Raw genomic sequence first — 18,496 nt, forward strand, 5'->3', positions numbered from 1 at the left:
TTGACCTTGGGCGCAAGCCCCGAATACCGGATGACATCACGGCAACGGCTTCACATCCGGGGGAGGTTCACAACAGGCGTCTGCTGCGGCCGCGAAGACGAATGGCGGTGGATGACGGGGGTCGCCGATCCTGTCGGCGATGGACACCGGGCCGCCCGCACCTGCACTGTTGCCGGCGTGCCACGCTGGCGGACTTCGCCAGGGTTGCAGCGCGTAGCGCCGGGAAAGCTGGTTGACGATCCGGGGCGAATAGGCATGCTGGGTGACGTATAGGGCACCGTAAAAACGTAAAGTGCACCGCAGCGTGCCGGGCCCGGAGGAACAAGCCTAGGAGGGGTCTCCATGACGATGCACAGATGGGCCTTGCGGGTGGGTCCGGTGCTTGCGGTTCCGGTCGCGGTCCTTGCGGGCAGCGCTGCGCAGGCCGGCGGCTTCGGCCTCAGGGAGCAGAGCTCCTATTATCAGGGTACATCGTTTGCCGGCACGGCCGCCGGCGGGGCGGGTCTCGGGTCCATGTTCTGGAACCCGGCGGCCATCAGCTTCTCGCCCGGCCTGAATGTCGAAGGCAACATCACCTACATCGCGCCCCACGCCAGCATCGACGTGATTTCCGCGACCGCGCCTCTCACCGGCGCGTCGCTCGGCAATCTCGGCGTCAGCGACATGACCGACAACGGCACGCTGCCGACCTTCTTTGCCACCTACGCCTGGGAGAGGTGGGCGATCGGCTTCGGCGTGACTTCGCCCTTCGGCCTCGTCACCGATGCGCCGTGCAACTGGTCGGGCCGCTATTACGGCTGCTACAGCCGCATCTTCGACATGAACGCGCAGGCCTCTGTCGCCTACAAGGTGACGGATTGGCTGACCCTGGGCGCGGGCCTGAACGTCAATTACATCGACGCCAAGCTGACCAATGCCCAGTTCGCCGGCATCGTCCCGCCCACCAATAATCTCTATGCCCAGGTGAACGGCGACGACATCAGCTACGGCGTCAATCTCGGCGTGCTGTTCACGCTGGCGCCCGGCACGACCCTCGGCGTGGGCTACAAGTCCCAGATCACCCACACCCTCAGCGGCGATCTCCAGCTGTCGGTCGCCAATCTCATCCCCGTCACCCAGATGCAGGCGACCGCCGGCCTGACGCTGCCCGACCAGATCACGGCCTCTTTCCGCTCCCAGCTCACCTCGCAATGGACGGTGTTGGGCACCGTGGAGTGGACCAACTGGTCCACGGTGCAGGAGCTGGTGGTGAAGTCCCACAATATCCCCGTCAGCACCCTCGACCTGCAGTGGGAGGACGGCTGGCTGTTCTCGGGCGGCGTCGAATACCAGTGGGACGCCAAGCTCGCCCTGCGCGCCGGCCTCGGCTACGAGCTGTCGCCGGTGCCGGACTCCACGCGCTCGCCGCGCCTGCCCGACAGCAACCGCTTCTGGCTCTCCGGCGGCTTCACCTACAATTTCACGCCGCAATTCTCGGCCGATTTTGCCTACACCCACCTGTTCGGCGAGACGAGCTCGATCTTCCTCACCCCTGCCGATCCGGCGAACGCACTGCGCGGCACGCTGGTGGCGCAGGTCAACGACAGCTATGCCGACATCGTCTCGGTGGGCCTGCGCTACAAGTTCAACGCGCCGGCTGCCCCTGCGCTCATCACCAAGTAAGGTGCCGTTGGCCCCGCCTTGCGGCGGGGCCAACGCGGGCCATCGCGAGACCGACGCAATCGCCGCGCACGGTGGTTTGCCAAATGTCCTGCGTGTGCGCGCATCAACGGGCGGCGCGCGGACGTCTTGAACGCAGGCGTGTGTGACCCAACGTCAGTGACTGGAACCGCCGGCCATGGCAAGACAATGAAAATGGCGCCGGCGGGAGGAGGGACGTCATGCTCCATCGCACCGATGCCGGGGCCCTCGCCCTGTCGCCCGTTCCCGAGCTTCTCGATATCAGCGTCGCGGAACACGGCCCACACACGGCGCTGAGTTTCCTCGGACGCAAATGGACCTATGCCGAGCTCGGTGCGGCCGTGGACCGGGTCGCGGCCGGCCTTCAGGCCCAAGGGGTGGGCAAGGGCACGCGGGTCGGCCTGTGCCTGCCCAACACGCCCTATTCCGTCATCTTCTTCTTCGCTGTGATGAAGGCGGGCGGCACGGTGGTGAACTTCTCGCCGCTCTATGTGGAGCGCGAGCTGCGGCACCAGATCCGTGATTCCGGCACCTCCATCATGGTGGTGCCCGACCTCAAGCTGATCCACGCGCGGGTCGCGGCGGTGGCGCAGGAATCGGGGCTGAAGAGCATCATCGTCTGCCCCATGGCCGGCATCCTGCCCTTTCCCAAGGGCCTTCTCTTCAACCTCTTCAAGCGCAAGGAAAAGGCGGACTACAGCACCGGCGACGGGCTGCACCTCAACTATGACCGGCTGTTGAAGCACGGCGCCCGGCCTCGCCCCGTGCCGGTGGATCCTCAGACCGATCTTGCCGTACTGCAATATACCGGGGGCACCACCGGCGTGCCCAAGGGTGCCATGCTCACCCACGCCAACGTTTCCGCCAACGTCCGCCAGCTCATCCTGCACGCCGATTGCGAGCGGATCGGCGTCACGCGGGTGCTTGGCGTCCTGCCGCTATTCCACGTGTTCGCCATGCAGACGGTGATGCTTATCCCCATCTGCCTCGGTGCCGAGATCGTGCTGGTGCCGCGCTTCAACCTGATGGGCCTGCTCGACGACATCGAGCGCGAAAAGCCCACCATGTTTCCGGGCGTGCCCACCATTTACGGTGCCATCAACAATGTGGAGGGCATCGAGCAGCGCGACCTGTCCTCGCTCACTTTGTGCATTTCGGGCGGAGCGCCGCTGCCGCAGGATGTGCGCGAGCGCTTCCAGCAGCTCACCGGCTGCCGGCTAGTGGAAGGCTATGGCCTCAGCGAGACCTCGCCGGTGGTCAGCGCCAACCCGCCCCTCGGCCTGGTGAAGGACGGCTCGGTCGGGCTGGCGCTGCCGCAGACGGTGATCGAGATCCGCGATCTCGCCGATCCCCGGCGGCTGATGCCGGTGGGCGAGAAGGGCGAGGTCTGCGTGCGCGGGCCGCAGGTGATGTCGGGCTATTGGAACCGGCCCGAGGAGACCGCCAACGCTTTCATCGACGGCGCGCTGCGCACCGGCGACGTGGGCTATCTCGACGCCGACGGCTACCTGTTCCTTGTGGACCGCATCAAGGACGTGATCCTGTGCGGCGGCTACAATGTCTACCCCCGCGCCATCGAGGAGGCTTTGTACCTGCATCCCGCAGTGGCGGAGGCTGTGGCCATCGGCGTTCCCGACAGCTACCGCGGCCAGGCGCCCAAAGCCTTCGTAACCCTGCGCAAGGATGCCGAGGCGACGCCCGAGGAACTGATGGCCTTCCTCGCCGCGCAAATCTCCAAGATCGAGATGCCCAAGGGCATCGAGATCCGCGAGAGCCTCCCGAAGAGCGTGGTGGGCAAGCTTTCCAAGAAGGAGCTGGTGGAGGAGGAGCGCCAGAAGGCCCAGGGCTGAGTCGTCCGTCGGACGTCGAAGGGCACGCGCAGGCCAACGGTATCTTGACCGCGTCGCCCGCAGGGTCTCAGATTGGACCAATGATAAATGCCGACCCCTCATGATGGGGCGGACGTGGAGGCCAACTCCGCGCCGCGACCGGGCCGGCTCAGGGAGGAAGGCATGTCCGAGGCCTTGAACGCCGCCCGCGTTGCGGTTGCCGGCGCCACCGTCGTCCGTATCCCCATCAGCATGACCGTCAACGGCAAGGCGGTCTCCGCCGAGGTCGATCCGCGCATGCTGCTGGTCAGCTTCCTGCGCGAGGCGCTCGACCTCACCGGCACGCATGTGGGCTGCGACACCAGCCAGTGCGGCGCCTGTGTGGTCCATCTCGACGGCGGGGCGGTGAAATCCTGCACCATGCTCGCCGTCCAGGCGGATGGGGCGGCCGTCACCACCATCGAGGGGCTCGCAAAGGGCGGGGTGCTGCATCCCATGCAGGAGGCCTTCCGCGAGAACCACGGCCTCCAGTGCGGCTTCTGCACGCCGGGCATGATCATGAGCGCGGTGGACCTCGTCGCCCGCTACGGTCCGGGCCTGGATGAGGCGACCATCCGCGAGAATCTCGACGGCAACCTCTGCCGCTGCACCGGCTACCACAACATCGTCAAGGCGGTGGCCGCCGGCGCCCGGGCCATGGGCGAGGCGCATATGGCCGAGGCGCCCCGCGCCGCCGAATAGGCTCCGCGCCCCGGCTGCGCCGGACCCTGCAAGACCTTCAGGCCGTCCCCGTGGGAGGACACCCATGAACGCCAGCGTTTCCAGCTCCGTCACGCCCATCGGCGCCGCCGTCAGGCGCAAGGAAGACTTCCGCTTCATCACCGGCAAGGGCCGCTATACGGACGATCTCGACCGGCCCGGTCAGGCCTATGCCTATTTCGTCCGCTCGCCTTATGCCCACGCCCGCATCCGCCATCTCGACGCCACCGCCGCCAAGGCGATCCCGGGCGTGGTGGACGTGCTGACCGGCGCGGACCTCGCCGCCGATGGCGTCGGCGATCTCATCTGCGGCTGGATGATCCATTCCACCGATGGCAGTCCCATGAAGATGGGCTCTCATCCGGCGCTGGCTAAGGAGAAGGTGCGCTACGTGGGCGACCACGTGGCCGTCGTTATCGCAGAGACGCTCAACATTGCCAAGGATGCCGCCTTGGCGGTGGAGGTGGAGTACGAGCTCCTGCCGGCGGTTGCCGACCTCGCAACGGCGACGGAGGGCGAGCAGATCCACGACTGCGCGCCGCGCAACACCGCCTTCGAGTGGGAGCTGGGCGACAAGGCCGCCACGGACGCCGCCTTCGCTCGCGCCGCGAAGGTGACGACCCTCGACCTCGTCAACAACCGCCTCGCGCCCAATGCCATCGAGCCGCGCGCCGCCATCGGCGAATATGACGCCGGCGACGAGGCCTTCACCCTGTGGACGACGAGCCAGAACCCGCATGTGGCGCGCCTGGTGCTCTCCGCCTTCGTCGGCATCGCGCCCGAGCACAAGCTGCGCGTCATCGCCCCGGACGTGGGCGGGGGCTTCGGCTCCAAGATCTTCATCTATGCGGAGGAGACGGTCTGTGCTTGGGCGGCCAAGAAGGTGGGCCGGCCGGTGAAGTGGACGGCGGACCGATCGGAGGCCTTCCTTTCCGACGCCCATGGCCGCGATCACATCTCCCATGCCGAGCTGGCGCAGGATGCCGATGGCCGGATCCTGGCGCTGCGGGTGAAGACCCGCGCCAACATGGGCGCCTATCTCTCCACCTTCGCCTCCTCCATCCCGACCTATCTCTACGCGACGCTGCTGTCGGGCCAGTATGACATCCCGGCGATCCATTGCGCGGTGGATGCCATCTACACCACCACGGCACCGGTGGATGCCTATCGCGGCGCAGGGCGGCCGGAGGCGACCTTCCTCCTCGAGCGCATCGTGGAGAAGGCGGCGCGCGAGCGCGGCGAAGACCCGGCGGAGTTCCGCCGGCGCAACTTCATCACTGCCTTCCCCCACCAGACCCCCGTCATCATGTGCTACGACGCGGGCGACTATGTCGCCTCCCTCGACAAGGCGCTGGAGGTGGCGGACTACAAGGGCTTCCCGGCTCGCCGCGCGGAATCCGAGGCGCGCGGCAAGCTGCGGGGCATCGGCCTCTCCGCTTATATCGAGGCCTGCGGCATCGCCCCATCCGCTGCGGTGGGCTCGCTCGGGGCTGGTGTCGGCCTGTGGGAGAGCGCCGAGGTGCGCGTCAATCCCACCGGCAATGTGGAAGTCCTCACCGGCTCCCACAGCCACGGGCAGGGTCACGAGACCACATTTGCGCAGCTGGTTTCCTCCCGGCTCGGCATCCCCATCGACCAGATCACCGTGGTCCATGGCGACACCGACAAGGTGCAGTTCGGCATGGGCACTTATGGCTCGCGCTCCGGCGCGGTGGGCATGTCCGCCATCGTCAAGGCGCTCGACAAGGTGGAGGCCAAGGCGAAGAAGATCGCCGCCCACATGCTGGAGGCCTCCGAGGGCGATATCGAGTTCAAGGACGGCAAGTTCACCGTCGCCGGCACCGACCGTTCCCTTGCCTTCGCCGAGGTGGCGCTGAACGCCTATGTGGCGCACAAATTCCCCACCTCGGAGATCGAGCCGGGACTGAAGGAGGGGGCGTTCTACGACCCCACCAACTTCACCTTCCCCGCCGGCTGCCACATCTGCGAGCTCGAGGTGGACCCGGAGACCGGCGTCGTCGAGATCAAGCAATTCGTGGCCATCGACGATTTCGGCATGATCATCAATCCGATGATCGTGGAAGGCCAGGTCCACGGCGGCATCGGGCAGGGCATCGGGCAGGCGCTGATGGAGGGTGTCACCTACGATTCGGACGGTCAGCTCGTGACCGGCTCCTACATGGACTACACCATGCCCCGGGCGGGCGACCTGCCGTCCTTCACCGTGGGGCTCACGCAGACCCGCTGCCCCTCCAACCCGCTTGGCATTAAGGGCTGCGGCGAGGCGGGCGCCATCGGCGCGCCGCCGGCCGTCATCAACGCGCTCACCGACGCTCTGGGCACGGAGGATGTGCCCATGCCGGCCACTCCGGCCAAGGTCTGGGCCATCTGCCAGGCGCGCGCCGCCCGGCAGGCCGCGGAATAGGAGGACGCCATGTACGCCTTCGACTATCAGCGCCCCACCGCCCTTTCGGATGCCGGCGCGGCGCTGTCCGCCGATCCCGAGGCGAAGGCCCTCGCCGGCGGCCAGACCCTGCTGCCGACCCTGAAGCAGCGGCTCGCCCAGCCGACCGCTCTGGTGGACCTTTCGCGCATTCCCGGCCTCTCGGGCATCTCCGCGATCCCGGAGGGGGTCTCCATCGGCGCGATGGCGCGCCACGCCGAGGTGGCCGCTTCCGCACTGGTGCGCGAGACCATTCCCGCCCTTGCCGAGCTCGCGAGCGTGATCGGTGACGCGGCGGTGCGCAATCGGGGCACCATCGGCGGCTCGCTCGCCAATGACGATCCCACAGCGGACTACCCTGCCGCCGTGCTCGGCCTCAACGCCACCGTGGTCACCGACCGGCGCTCCATCGCCGCCGCCGACTATTTCCGCGGCCTGTTCGAGACCGCGCTGGAGGAGGGCGAGATCATCACCCGGGTGGATTTCCCCCGGGTCGCGGCAGCAGGCTACGCCAAGTTCCGCAACCCTGCCTCCCGCTACGCAATGGCCGGCGTGTTCGTGAGCAAGACGGCGGCTGAGGTGCGGGTGGCGGTGACGGGGGCGGGCCAGTCCGGCGTGTTCCTGTGGACCGAGGCGGGCGCGGTGCTGGCGTCGGACTTCTCTCCTCAAGCGGTGGCGGACCTCGTGCTCGACCCCACCAACCTCATGAGCGACCTGCACGGCAGCGCGGAGTATCGCGCCCAGCTGGCCAAGGTCATGCTGAAGCGCGCGGTGGAGCGCGCCCGCGCCATGTGAGCCGGACGGAGACTAGGGCTGCCCGCGCCGGTTGCCCTCACCCGCCTTGGCCGCGGGCTGCCCTCATGCTCTACTCACGCCATGAGCGCGGATGCACATCACGGCGGCTTGCCCGGCTCCATCGACGCCACGCAGCGCCTGCTTGAAGGCCAGGGCTACGTGGCCGACCGGGCGCTGTCCACCGTGCTCCATCTCGCCCTGCGCATGGGCCGGCCCCTTCTCCTGGAAGGTGAGGCCGGGGTGGGCAAGACCGAAGTGGCGAAGGCCCTCGCGGCTGCCCTTGGCCGGCGTCTCATCCGCCTGCAGTGCTACGAAGGGCTGGACCTCGCCGCCGCGGTCTACGAGTGGAATCACGCGGCGCAGATGATCGCCATCCGCCTCGCGGAAGCCGCGGGCGAGAGCGACAAGGCGGCCATCGCCGCCGATGTCTTTTCCGAACGCTATCTGCTGCGCCGCCCGCTGCTGGAGGCGCTGGAGCCTCAGCCCGAGGGCCCTCCCGTTCTGCTGGTGGATGAACTCGACCGCACCGACGAGGCGTTCGAGGCGTTCCTGCTGGAAGTGCTGGCTGACCATCAGGTGACGATCCCGGAACTCGGCACCGTGAGGGCACCGGCGCCGCCCATCATCGTTCTCACCTCCAATCGCACCCGCGAGATTCACGACGCGCTCAAGCGGCGCTGCCTCTACCACTGGGTCGACTATCCCGACGCGGCGCGCGAGATGTCCATCCTCAAGGCGCGCCTGCCGAACGCCCCGGCGCGGCTGTCGGCCGAAGTCGTCGCCTTCGTGCAGGCGTTGCGGCGGGAGGATCTGTTCAAGGTGCCGGGCGTGGCGGAGACCCTCGACTGGGCTTCGGCACTGATCGAGCTCGACGCCGCAGCCCTCGATCCGGCGATGGTGGGTGACACGCTTGGCGTGCTGCTGAAGTATCAGGACGACATCGCCCGTACCGACGCCCCCCGCATCGCCCGCCTCGTGGAGGAGGCGCGCCACGCCGCGCGCGCAGCGGAGTGAGGCGACGGGCTCTCAACCGCCGTCGCCCTCCGGCTCGACCGGAGGGCCCATGGCCGGGTCAGGCAGCAGTGCGGGCGGAGAGATGGGTGCTCCGGTCAAGCCGGAGCACGACGGTGGTGGCAAAGACCGCCGCCGGAGCGCTTTCTGATGCCGCCCCGCGTTCGCTTTCGCCTTCGCCAGCCTCCTTCGTCCGACCCCCGCCTCACCGCCTTCGCCCTCTGGCTCGACCGGAGGGCCCATGGCCGAGCCGAGTGCGCGTGCAGGCTGCTTCACCATGACTGACGGACGCTTGCCCGAGAACATCGCCTGGTTCGGCCGCGCGTTGCGGGCTGCCGGGCTGCCAGTGGGGCCGGGCCGCGTGCTCGATGCGGTGGCGGCGGTGGAGGCCACCGGCATCGGCGCGCGGGAAGAATTCTACTGGACCCTCCACGCCCTCTTCGTTTCCCGCCACGAAGACAGCGTGGTGTTCGACCAGGCCTTCCGCCTGTTCTGGCGCCGGCGGGCGCATCAGGAAAAGCTCATCGCCATGCTCTCCCCCGTCGCCGTGCCGGAGCGCGAGCAGCGGCGGGAGAGCGTGCTGCGGCGGGTGGAGGAGGCGCTGTTTGCCGGCATCGGCACCGAGCGGCCGGCGGACCCCAAGCGCGTCGAGGTGGAGGCCCGCCGCGCCGCCTCCGCCGAGGACGTGCTGCGCACGCGGGATTTCGCCCAGATGTCGGCGGCCGAGCTCGCCGACGCGCGCCGCCGCATCGCGCGGCTCGCCATGCCCGACGACCGAGCGCGGATCCGCAGGCTGAAGCTCGATCCGAGGGGCCGCCGCCTCGACCTGCGCGCCTCATTGCGCGCTGCGCTCTCCACCGGCGGCGATCTTCTCACCCTGAAGCGGCGCGGCCCGCAGCTGCGGCCGCCACCCGTGGTGGCGCTTCTGGATATCTCCGGATCGATGGCGGATTATTCGCGCCCCATCCTCGCCTTTCTCCATGCGATGTCGCGCCGGCGGCGCGTGTCCGTCTTCCTGTTCGGCACGCGGCTCACCAACGCCACCCGAGCCCTCGCCCGGCGCGATCCCGATGCGGCGTTGCAGGCGGTGGCACGAGCGGCGCAGGATTGGGCGGGCGGCACCCGCATCGCGCCGTCCCTGCGCGCCTTCAATCGCTTATGGTCACGCCGGGTGACGGCGCAGAACCCTGTCGTCCTGCTCTTCACCGACGGGCTAGAGCGCGAGGTGGACGCGGGCCTCGCAGAGGAAATGGCGCGGCTGCAGCGCTCCTGCCGGCGCCTCGTCTGGCTCAATCCGCTGCTGCGCTATGCCGGTTTCGAACCGAAGGCGCGCGGCGTCGCGGCCATGCTCCCGCATGTGGACGAGATGCGCCCCGTCCACGATCTCGCCAGCCTGGAGAGCCTGGTCTCGGCGCTCTCCGGCCCGGTCAGCCGGCGGCTTCCTCCACCGCCAGCTCGAAGGTGATGAGCACCGGATTGTCGCCGCGCACGAGCCGGCCCTCCGCCGTCACGCCGCTCAGCCCCACCAGGGACAGGGAGATGTCCGCCACCAGTACGCCTTCGGCATCCTTCGCCACCGTTCCGTCGGTGATGAAGACCTCGGTGGCGTAGTCATCCACCGGCGGCGCGGTCTCGAAGCGGGCGCCGATGATGCTGCCCACCCCGCCGCGCAGCCGTCCCGCCGCGAAGCCGTGGCGTCGGCAGATGTCCTCCACCGCGGTGAAGAGGTCGGTGTTCGGCCGCACCCGCGCGAAGGCAATGCGGGGCGCGCCCTGCGGCGCCATGGCGGCATGGGGGGTGAAGAGGGGGAAATTCGTCTCGGGATCGAAATCGGCCGTGGTCTCCACCTCCGCTGCGGCGTAGGCGCGGGCGCGAATGGGGGCGGCAACGACGGTGTCGTGGGGCATGATGTGGCCGCCGTGACGGCTGCCGTCGGCCTCGGTCCAGAAGGCGTGGCAGTGGATGAAAGGAGCGCCCTCCTTGCGGCCGAAGGTGACGTTGCCGCGCTCGAAGCGGGTCTCGCCGGGCGGCGTGAAGGCGGCGCTGTACCATGCGGCGTGCAACGCATCGGTGGCCGCGGCGGGCATGACATAGGTAAAAGGACCGAGCGCACCGCCGGAGAGCTCCACCTGCGCGGCGCCCATGCTGGCCCTGAGCAGCGGCCCGCAGACCGCTTCGTTCAGGGTGAGGCCCGCCTCCAGCTCGAAATCCAGCACCGTCAGCGTGCCGACGGCGCTCTCCACGCGCTCGATCGCTTCCGGCCCCGGCTGGGCCACGCGGCGCGGCTCCCCCATGTCGTCCTCCATGTGGCGCGGGCTTCACGCGCCCGGCGGATACAGATGCACCCCGCCGCAATTGTCGGTGACGGCGAGCCCGTCGCCGGCCTCGGCGAGATGGCCGGGGGTGAGGGGCACCTTGCCCGCCCCGCCGGGAATGTCGAGCACGTAGGTCGGCAGGGCAAGGCCGGACAGGCGGCCGCGCAGCGCGCGCATCAGCGCCTGCCCCTCCGCCACCGTCAGTCGGAAATGACCGGTCCCGGGGGCGAGGTCCGGGTGGTGAAGGTAATAGGGTTTCACCCGGCACTCCACGAGGGTGCGGAACAGCTCCGCGAGCGTGACGGCATCGTCATTCACCCCCTTCAGCAGCACCGACTGGGAGACGAGCGGGATGCCCGCATCCGCCAGGCGTGCCAGCGCGGCGCGGGCGGGCGCGGTCAGCTCGCGGGCGTGATTCACATGGACGGCCACATAGGGGGTGATGCCGGGCGCCTTGAGCGCCGCCACGAAAGCCGCGTCCACCCGCTCCGGCGCGGCAACAGGCACGCGGGTGTGATGGCGCACGATCCGCACATGGGGCACGGCGGCGAGGCGTTCCACCACCGCCGCCATGCGCCGGGGGGCCAGCATGAAGGGGTCGCCGCCGGTGAGGATGACCTCCCAGATTTCCGGCCGGCGCGCGATATAGGCGAAGGCCGCCTCCAGCGCGTCGGCGGACAGCATGGACCCGGTGCCCGGCCCCACCATCTCGCGGCGGAAGCAGAAGCGGCAATAGACGGCGCAGACGCCCACGATCTTGAGCAGGACCCTGTCGGGATAGCGGTGCACGACGCCCGGAACGGGGCTGTGCGCATCGTCGCCGATGGGGTCGGCCCGCTCCTCGGGCCGGATCTTGAGCTCGGACGGATCGGGAACGAACTGGCGGGCGATCGGATCGTCTGGATCGGCACGGTCGATGGCGTGGGCCAGCGTCGGCGTCAGCGCCACCGCATAGCGGGCGGCCACCTCGTCCGCCGCCGTGCGCGCCTCGGGCGCGAGGAGGCCGGCGGCGACGAGATCGTCCGCGGTGCGCAGGGTCCCTTGATCGCGGGCGGCGCGGGACACAAGCTCGGGCACGGGGCGCGCCAGGTTTTTCGACAGGAGGTTGGGCATCTTCGGGCCGGACACCTATATGGGATCGCAGGGGCCTTGCCAAATATCCCTCAAGGGAAGGAGACCGGCGATGGACGTAACCGAGAGCGATGTTCTGGCCGCCGCCGAGCGCTGGCGCCGCGAAGGGCGCAGCGTGGCGCTCGCCACCGTACTGGAGACCTGGGGCTCGGCCCCGCGCCCGGTGGGCAGCCGCCTCGTCATCGACGCCGACGGCAATTTCCTCGGCTCCGTCTCTGGCGGCTGCGTCGAGGGTGCGGTGGTGAGCGAGGCGGCGGAGGTCATCGCCAGCGGCGCCCCGCGCACGCTGGAGTTCGGCGTCGCCGACGAGACGGCCTGGAAGGTGGGCCTCTCCTGCGGCGGCAAGATCGCCGTCTATGTGGAGCGCGTGGACTGAATGCGCCGCGCCCGGTGACGGCAGGCCCTCGGCGTTATATTCATTGGGGAAGATGATCGGACAGCTCCCTGAGGGAGGACCGCCATGCGTCTCGACCTGCTTGAAGCCCTGAATGCCGAGCGTGCCGCCCGCCGCGCCGCCGTGGTGGTGACGGAGCTGGACAGCGGCGCCCAGCGCCTCGTCACCGCCGCCGGGCAGGCGTCCGATCCGCTGGCGCGGGACATCGGCGCGGCCCTGGCATCCGGCCGCAGCGGCATGGTGGGGGAGGGCGCAGGGCGGGCCTTCCTGGCGGTGGACGTTCCGCCGCCGCGTCTTCTGGTGGTCGGCGCGGTGCATATCTCACAGGCGCTTGCGCCCATGGCGCGGCTTGCCGGCTTCGACATCACGATACTCGACCCGCGCACCGCCTTCGCCACGCCCGAGCGGTTTCCCGATGTGCCGGTGATCGCCGAATGGCCCGAGGAGGCGCTCCCGGCTTACGGGCTCGATCCCTTCACCGCCGTGGCGGCGTTGACCCACGATCCCAAGATCGACGAGCCGGCGATCGCGGCCGCCCTCACCGCCGGCTGCTTCTACGTGGGCGCACTCGGCTCGCGCCGCACCCATGCCCGGAGGGTGGAGCGCCTCGCCGGGGCGGGGCTGTCCCAGGCCGCCATCGGCCGCATCCATGCCCCCATCGGCCTCGACATCGGCGCCGCGAGCCCGGCGGAGATCGCCGTGGCCGTGCTCGGCGAAGTGATCCGGGCGCTGCGCCTCGGCGGCGCAGCGGCCGGTTCGGCCGAGGGAGCCGCGGCGTGAAATTCGGCCCGCTGCCGCTGGCGGATGCCGAGGGCGCCATCGCCGCCCATTCGGTGCGGCTGCCCGGGGGCACTTTGAAGAAGGGTACCCGCCTTGGTGCTGCCGAGATCGCGCGCCTCGGTGCCGCCGGCATCCGCGAGGTGGTGGCGGCACAGCCTGAGCCGGGCGAAATACACGAGGACGAAGCTGCCCGGCGCCTCGCCGCGGCGGTGGCCGGCGCCCATGTGCGGGCCGAGGCGGCGTTCACTGGCCGCGCCAATCTGCATGCGCAGGCCGCCGGCGTGCTGCGCCTTCCCGGCAACGGTCTCGATGCGTTCAACGGGGTGCACGAGGCCATTACCCTCGCCACCCTGCGCGACTACAGCGCCGTCGCGGCCGGCGATATGGTCGGCACGGTGAAGATCATTCCCTACGCCGTCCCCGCCGCGCTCGTGGAGGCGGCCGCGGCGGCGGGGCGTGGCGCCATTGAAATCGCGCCGTTTCGCCTGCGGCGGGTAGCGGTCCTTTCCACCCTCCTGCCCGGGCTTGCGGACAAGGTGGTGGCGAAGACCCTGGCGATCACCCGCGCACGCCTTGCCCCGGCGGGGGCCGAGGTGATCCGCCACGAGACGCTGCCCCACGCCTCCGCCAGCCTGTGCGCAGCGCTGGGCCGAGCTGTGGAGGCGGGGGCCGAGCTCGTCATCGTGTTCGGCGCCTCCGCCATCGCCGACCGCAACGACGTGATCCCCGCCGCGCTGGTGGCCGCCGGGGGCACGGTCCTGCGTCTCGGCATGCCGGTGGACCCGGGCAACCTCCTCATGCTCGGTCATCTGGGCGCTGTGCCGGTGCTGGGCGCGCCGGGCTGTGCCCGCAGCCCCAAGGAGAACGGCTTCGACTGGATCCTCAATCGGCTGCTGGCGGGACTTGAGGTGACGGCGGGCGAGATCGCCGGGCTGGGCGCCGGCGGGCTCCTCACCGAGATCGCGACACGGCCCCAGCCTCGCGCCGAGACCGAAGCGCCGGAGGATGGCTTCGCCGCCGTCATCCTCGCCGCCGGGCGGTCGTCGCGCATGGGCAAGGGCATCAACAAGCTGCTTGCCGAGGTGGGCGGACGGCCGGTGATCCGCCGTGTCGCCGAGGCGGCGCTGCAATCGGCGGCACGGCCGGTCATCGTCGTCACCGGACATGAAGCGGCGCGGGTCGCCGCGGCGCTGGAAGGGCTGGAGGTGACGCTGGTCCACAACGCCGCCTATGCCAGCGGTATGGCCTCATCCCTGCGCAAGGGCATCGGCGCGGTGCCGGAGACAGCGGCCGGGGCGCTGGTGGTGCTGGGCGACATGCCGTTGGTCGCGCCGCAATTGCTGGACCGGCTGATGGCGGCCCACGCCCCCGAAGCCGGCCGGCTCATCGCCGTGCCGGTGGACGGCGGGCAGCGGGGTCATCCGGTGCTGTGGTCCCGGCGTTATTTCGCCGATCTGTCGGCACTGGAGGGCGACGTCGGCGCGCGGCACGTCCTTGCCGCCAATGCGGACGTGGTGGCCGAGGTGGCGGCAGACGGTGACGGTGCCTTCCTGGACGTGGACACCCCCCATCTCCTTGCCGCCGCCCGCGCGGCCGTCGCCGGGCCGGCGACGGAGGAGGACATCGCGCCCGCCCCGGTTAAGTGATCTCAGAACGGCGCGGGGATCAGGTGGGTGACGCCGATGTCCAACCGCTCGCACATCCATGCGGCGAGGCGCAGGCGGTGGCAGCCCTCCACATGCCGCTCGTAGCATAGAAGGCACAGCCGGCGGCCCTTGGCGAGATCGGCGAGCTCCTCCAGCGCCGCCTGCGCCGGGGCGGTGGCGAGGTGGGCATCGTAGATGCGCATGAGTGCGTCGTGATCACCGCTGCGCGCGGCAAGGCGCCCCTCCTTCGGCGTGCCGAGCGCGCGCAGGTGCACGTAAGCGATGGAATGCTCGGCGATGCCGGCAGCCAGCGCCGTCTTCGAGAAGCCGGGACGGCGCGAGGCCGCGACCGCGCGCACGTCCACCACCAGATCCACCTTCGCCTCGCTTAGGGCCGACTGGAAGGCGGACGGGGTCGACTGCTCGTAGCCGATGGTGAAGAGGGAGGTGGCTGCACGATCTTCGCTCATGCGCCGATCATGCCCCGCCACTCCTCGCCCCGCTAGCCATAGAGCGCCTTCGGCAGCCACAGCGCGATGCCCGGGAAGACGTAGAGCATCACCATGGAGAAAATGACGATCCACAGGAACGGCATGACTCCCGAGAAGATCTCGTCGATGGAGACGTGCTTTGGCGCCACCCCCTTCAGATAGAACGGCGCCATGGCCACGGGCGGCGACAGGAAGGAGGTTTGCAGGTTGAGCGCCACCAGCACCCCGAAGAAGATCGGGTCGACGCCGAAATTATCCAGAAGCGGCAGGAAGATGGGCAGGAAGATCACGATGATCTCCGTCCATTCCAGCGGCCAGCCCAGAACGAAGATGATGGCCTGCGTGAGCAGCAGGAAGCCGATGGGCCCGAGGTTGAGGGAGAGCACGAAATTCTCCACCACCTGCTGGCCGCCGAGCAGTGCGAACACGGCCGAGAAGACCGCCGAGCCCACGAACAGCCAGCACACCATGGCTGACGCGCGGGCGGTGAGGAAGACGCTTTCCTTGAGCTTGTTCATGGAGAAGCTGCGATAGGCGAGGGCGAGGATGACCGATCCCGCCGCGCCCACGGCTGCCGCCTCCGAGGGCGTCGCCAGGCCGAACACGATGGCTCCGAGCACGCCGGAGATGAGCAGCGCCAGCGGCAGGAAGGAGGACGCCAGCGCCCACACGACCTCGGCGGTGGAGCTCGCGCGCATCTGCGGCGGCAGCTTTGGCGCCATGGCCGGGTTGAGCGTCGCCCGCACGATCACATAGACCATGTAGAGGCCAGCCAGCATGAGCCCGGGCAGGAACGCCGCTGCATAGAGCTTCACCACCGACACGCCGGCCGTCGCGCCGTACAGGATGAGCATCACGCTCGGCGGGATGAGAATGCCGAGGCAGCCGCCGGCGCAGACCACGCCAGCGGCGAGCCGGGTGTCGTAGCCGGCCCGCAGCATGGCGGGGAAGGCGAGAAGCCCCATGAGCGTCACCACGGCACCGACGATGCCCGTCGCGGTGGCGAACATGGCGCAGGTGATGAGGGTGGCGACCGCCAGCGAGCCGGGCACCCATCCCGCCGCCAGCTGGATGGCGCGGAACAGCCGGTCGAGGATGTTCGCCCGCTCCACCACGTAGCCCATGAACAGGAACAGCGGGATGGAGATGAGCACGTCGTTCGCCATCACCGAATAGGTGCGCTGGACGAAGAGCTGGAAGACGGTGTCGCCGCGCGTGAAGTAGCCGAAGCCGACGCCCAGCGCCATCAAGGTGAAGGCGATGGGGAAGCCGAGCATCAGGAACACGAGGAACAGCACCAGCATCAGGATGCCGAGGGCGGGATCGGACAGAAACATCACAGCGCCCCCCGACCGATGGCCTCGGCATCCGCCTTGTTGGCGGCCTGCTCCAGGATGAGCTTCTCCATCTCCTCCACATCGTTCAGTCGTGGCGGCCATTCGCCGGTGCGGATGGCGATGGTGCAGCGGATGACCTCCACGATGCCCTGCAGCAGCATCAATACCCCCGTGAGGGGGATCAGACCCTTGAACGGCCAGATGATGGGCCCGTCCGGGGAGAAGGAGGAATGCTCGTTGAGCAGCCACGAGAGGCGGAAATAGCCCCAGCCGGAATAGATGAGGGCGAGGATGCCGGGGAAGAAGAACAGGAAGTAAAGCACCAGATCCACGGTCGCCTGGCGCTTCACCGGCCAGTTGCGATAGAGGAAATCGCCCCGCACATGGCCGTTGCGCGACAGGGTGTAGGCTCCCGCCATCATGAATAGCGTGCCGTAGAGCATGTAGGACACGTCATAGGCCCAGGAGGTGGGCGCGCGCAGGACGTAGCGGCAGAAGACCTCGTAGCAGATCGCCACCGTGAGGATGACAATCGACCACGCGAACAGCTTGCCGATGAAGGTATTGACCGCGTCCACGGCCAAAAGGAACCGTTGCATGGGCGGGAAATCCTGAGGAAGGTCTTGTTGTTTTCAGCCCGGGTTTGCCCCGGTGCGTCGTCGTACCTAAAAAGTCGCGCGCCATGCGGCCGCCCGGCGCAATGCCGGGCGGCCGGTTTGGGCGCGGTTCTGGGCTCGCGTCAGGCCTTCTTGAAGAAGTGGTTGTAAGCCATGGCGCTGTCCGGCTCGTACTCGAGACGGAAGCCGACCACGCGCTTCGCCCACGCCATCTGGCTGTCCACGACCTTCTTGAAAAACGGATCGCTGGAGAGGTTGGCGATGACCTTGTCCCAGGCATTCAGCTGGGCCTGGAGCACCGCCGCCGGCGTCTGGATGACCTTGACGCCACGTGCCTTGAGCGCCTCCAGATCCTTGGAATAGCGGTCCTGCGCCTTCCACATCATGTCCGAGGAGGCGGCATCCGCCGCGCCGCGGATGATCGCCTGCACGTCCTTCGGCAGGCCGTCGAACTTGGTCTTGTTGAACAGCACCTCGAAGCATTCGAGGGCCTGGTGATAGCTCTTCACCATGTAGACCTTCGATACGTCCGGGAAGCCCAGCACCGTGTCGGAGGAGGGGTTGTTGAACTCGGCGCCGTCGATCAGCCCGCGGTCCATGGCCGGCACGATCTCGCCGCCCGGAAGGATGGTGACGGCGACGCCCAGCTCCTTGTTGAGGTCGGCCGCGAGGCCCACGGTGCGGTACTTCAGGTTCTTCAACTGGTCCGGGCTGGAGATCTCGCTCTTGAACCAGCCCAGCGGCTGACCCGGCATGGGGCCGGTGAGGAGGCCGACCACGTTCAGCTTGAGAATGTTCTGCACCAGCTCGTCATAGAGCTGCTGGCCGCCGCCATACCGGATCCAGCCCAGGAGCTCGTCCGCGTCCCAGCCGAAGGCTGGAGCCGTGCCGAACAGGGAGAAGGCCTTGTTCTTCCCGTACCAGTAAGCGGAGACGCCGTGGCCGCCGTCGATGATGCCAGCGGAGACCGCGTCCGCCACCTGGAAGGCCGGGACCACCGCACCCGCGGCGAGCAGCTCCAGCTCCACCCGGCCGCCGGACATGGCATTCACCGTCTTGACGAAGTCGCCGGCGAATTCGTGGAAGATGTCCTTGTTGGGCCAGGTGGACTGGAACTTCAGCTTTACCGAGGCCTGGGCATGGACGGCGGGGGCTGCGACGGCCGCAGCGCCGGCCACGGCGACACCGGCCAGAATGGAACGGCGGCTGGGCCGGCGGCTTTCCGCGGCAGTCGCATGGATGTCCTCGGCGGGACCGGCGGATGCGGG

16 protein-coding genes are annotated in these 18,496 nt (G+C 69.0%); 10 read left to right on the top strand and 6 right to left on the bottom strand.

The window, feature by feature from the left end:
- Positions 1–342: 342 nt before the first annotated feature.
- The 7 genes from ABLE93_RS05950 to ABLE93_RS05980 all read left to right on the top strand — a co-directional run bounded on the left by ABLE93_RS05950 (position 343) and on the right by ABLE93_RS05980 (position 9,982).
- The gene (locus tag ABLE93_RS05950) at positions 343–1,662 is read left to right on the top strand and encodes an OmpP1/FadL family transporter (protein WP_348838638.1); all 1,320 of its coding nucleotides are present in this window, start codon (positions 343–345) and stop codon (positions 1,660–1,662) included.
- A gap of 218 nt (positions 1,663–1,880) precedes the next feature.
- Entirely contained in the window at positions 1,881–3,530 is a 1,650-nt protein-coding gene (locus ABLE93_RS05955) for a long-chain-fatty-acid--CoA ligase (RefSeq protein ID WP_348838639.1), read from the top strand.
- A 231-nt stretch (positions 3,531–3,761) separates the two neighbouring features.
- On the top strand, positions 3,762–4,250 hold the full coding sequence (locus ABLE93_RS05960) for a (2Fe-2S)-binding protein (protein WP_348839328.1): 489 nt from the start codon (positions 3,762–3,764) through the stop codon (positions 4,248–4,250).
- A gap of 64 nt (positions 4,251–4,314) precedes the next feature.
- Positions 4,315–6,693: a xanthine dehydrogenase family protein molybdopterin-binding subunit gene (locus tag ABLE93_RS05965; protein ID WP_348838640.1), complete on the top strand. Its 2,379-nt coding sequence runs from the start codon at positions 4,315–4,317 to the stop codon at positions 6,691–6,693.
- 9 nt (positions 6,694–6,702) lie between these two features.
- The gene (locus ABLE93_RS05970; RefSeq protein ID WP_348838641.1) at positions 6,703–7,506 is read left to right on the top strand and encodes an FAD binding domain-containing protein; all 804 of its coding nucleotides are present in this window, start codon (positions 6,703–6,705) and stop codon (positions 7,504–7,506) included.
- Positions 7,507–7,587: 81 nt separating this feature from the next.
- A complete protein-coding gene (locus tag ABLE93_RS05975; protein ID WP_348838642.1) occupies positions 7,588–8,520 on the top strand; it encodes an AAA family ATPase in 933 nt (310 codons plus the stop codon).
- A gap of 274 nt (positions 8,521–8,794) precedes the next feature.
- The gene (locus ABLE93_RS05980; protein ID WP_348838643.1) at positions 8,795–9,982 is read left to right on the top strand and encodes a vWA domain-containing protein; all 1,188 of its coding nucleotides are present in this window, start codon (positions 8,795–8,797) and stop codon (positions 9,980–9,982) included.
- Here ABLE93_RS05980 and ABLE93_RS05985 read toward each other — a convergent pair.
- Positions 9,945–10,811, bottom strand: a complete 867-nt coding sequence (locus ABLE93_RS05985) for a PPC domain-containing DNA-binding protein (protein ID WP_348838646.1) — start codon at positions 10,809–10,811, stop codon at positions 9,945–9,947. The two genes, ABLE93_RS05980 and ABLE93_RS05985, sit on opposite strands and share 38 nt — an antisense overlap.
- Before the next feature lie 24 nt (positions 10,812–10,835).
- A complete protein-coding gene (locus ABLE93_RS05990; RefSeq protein WP_348838648.1) occupies positions 10,836–11,909 on the bottom strand; it encodes a lysine-2,3-aminomutase-like protein in 1,074 nt (357 codons plus the stop codon).
- Positions 11,910–12,015: 106 nt separating this feature from the next.
- Between ABLE93_RS05990 and ABLE93_RS05995 the strand changes: the two genes are divergently transcribed.
- The 3 genes from ABLE93_RS05995 (at position 12,016) to ABLE93_RS06005 (ending at position 14,783) form a co-directional block, all read left to right on the top strand.
- Positions 12,016–12,339, top strand: a complete 324-nt coding sequence (locus ABLE93_RS05995; protein WP_348838650.1) for an XdhC family protein — start codon at positions 12,016–12,018, stop codon at positions 12,337–12,339.
- 84 nt (positions 12,340–12,423) lie between these two features.
- The gene (locus tag ABLE93_RS06000) at positions 12,424–13,137 is read left to right on the top strand and encodes an XdhC family protein (protein WP_348838651.1); all 714 of its coding nucleotides are present in this window, start codon (positions 12,424–12,426) and stop codon (positions 13,135–13,137) included.
- Complete coding sequence (locus ABLE93_RS06005; protein WP_348838653.1) at positions 13,134–14,783, top strand: NTP transferase domain-containing protein; 1,650 nt, start codon at positions 13,134–13,136, stop codon at positions 14,781–14,783. Before ABLE93_RS06000 ends, ABLE93_RS06005 begins: the two co-directional genes overlap by 4 nt.
- 2 nt (positions 14,784–14,785) lie before the next feature.
- On the opposite strand, the gene ABLE93_RS06010 is transcribed toward ABLE93_RS06005, so the two are convergent.
- The 4 genes from ABLE93_RS06010 to ABLE93_RS06025 all read right to left on the bottom strand — a co-directional run bounded on the left by ABLE93_RS06010 (position 14,786) and on the right by ABLE93_RS06025 (position 18,469).
- The gene (locus ABLE93_RS06010) at positions 14,786–15,253 is read right to left on the bottom strand and encodes a DUF488 domain-containing protein (protein ID WP_348838655.1); all 468 of its coding nucleotides are present in this window, start codon (positions 15,251–15,253) and stop codon (positions 14,786–14,788) included.
- Between the two features lie 32 nt (positions 15,254–15,285).
- A complete protein-coding gene (locus ABLE93_RS06015) occupies positions 15,286–16,611 on the bottom strand; it encodes a TRAP transporter large permease (protein ID WP_348838656.1) in 1,326 nt (441 codons plus the stop codon).
- The gene (locus ABLE93_RS06020; protein ID WP_348838657.1) at positions 16,611–17,210 is read right to left on the bottom strand and encodes a TRAP transporter small permease subunit; all 600 of its coding nucleotides are present in this window, start codon (positions 17,208–17,210) and stop codon (positions 16,611–16,613) included. Before ABLE93_RS06020 ends, ABLE93_RS06015 begins: the two co-directional genes overlap by 1 nt.
- Positions 17,211–17,350: 140 nt before the next feature.
- Positions 17,351–18,469 carry a TRAP transporter substrate-binding protein gene (locus ABLE93_RS06025; protein ID WP_510182993.1) on the bottom strand — a complete coding sequence of 373 codons (1,119 nt, stop codon included), beginning with the start codon at positions 18,467–18,469 and terminating at the stop codon, positions 17,351–17,353.
- Between the last annotated feature and the right edge of the window lie 27 nt (positions 18,470–18,496).

Origin of the sequence: Xanthobacter pollutisoli (assembly GCF_040044995.1) — a bacterium.
Lineage (GTDB): Bacteria > Pseudomonadota > Alphaproteobacteria > Rhizobiales > Xanthobacteraceae > Xanthobacter.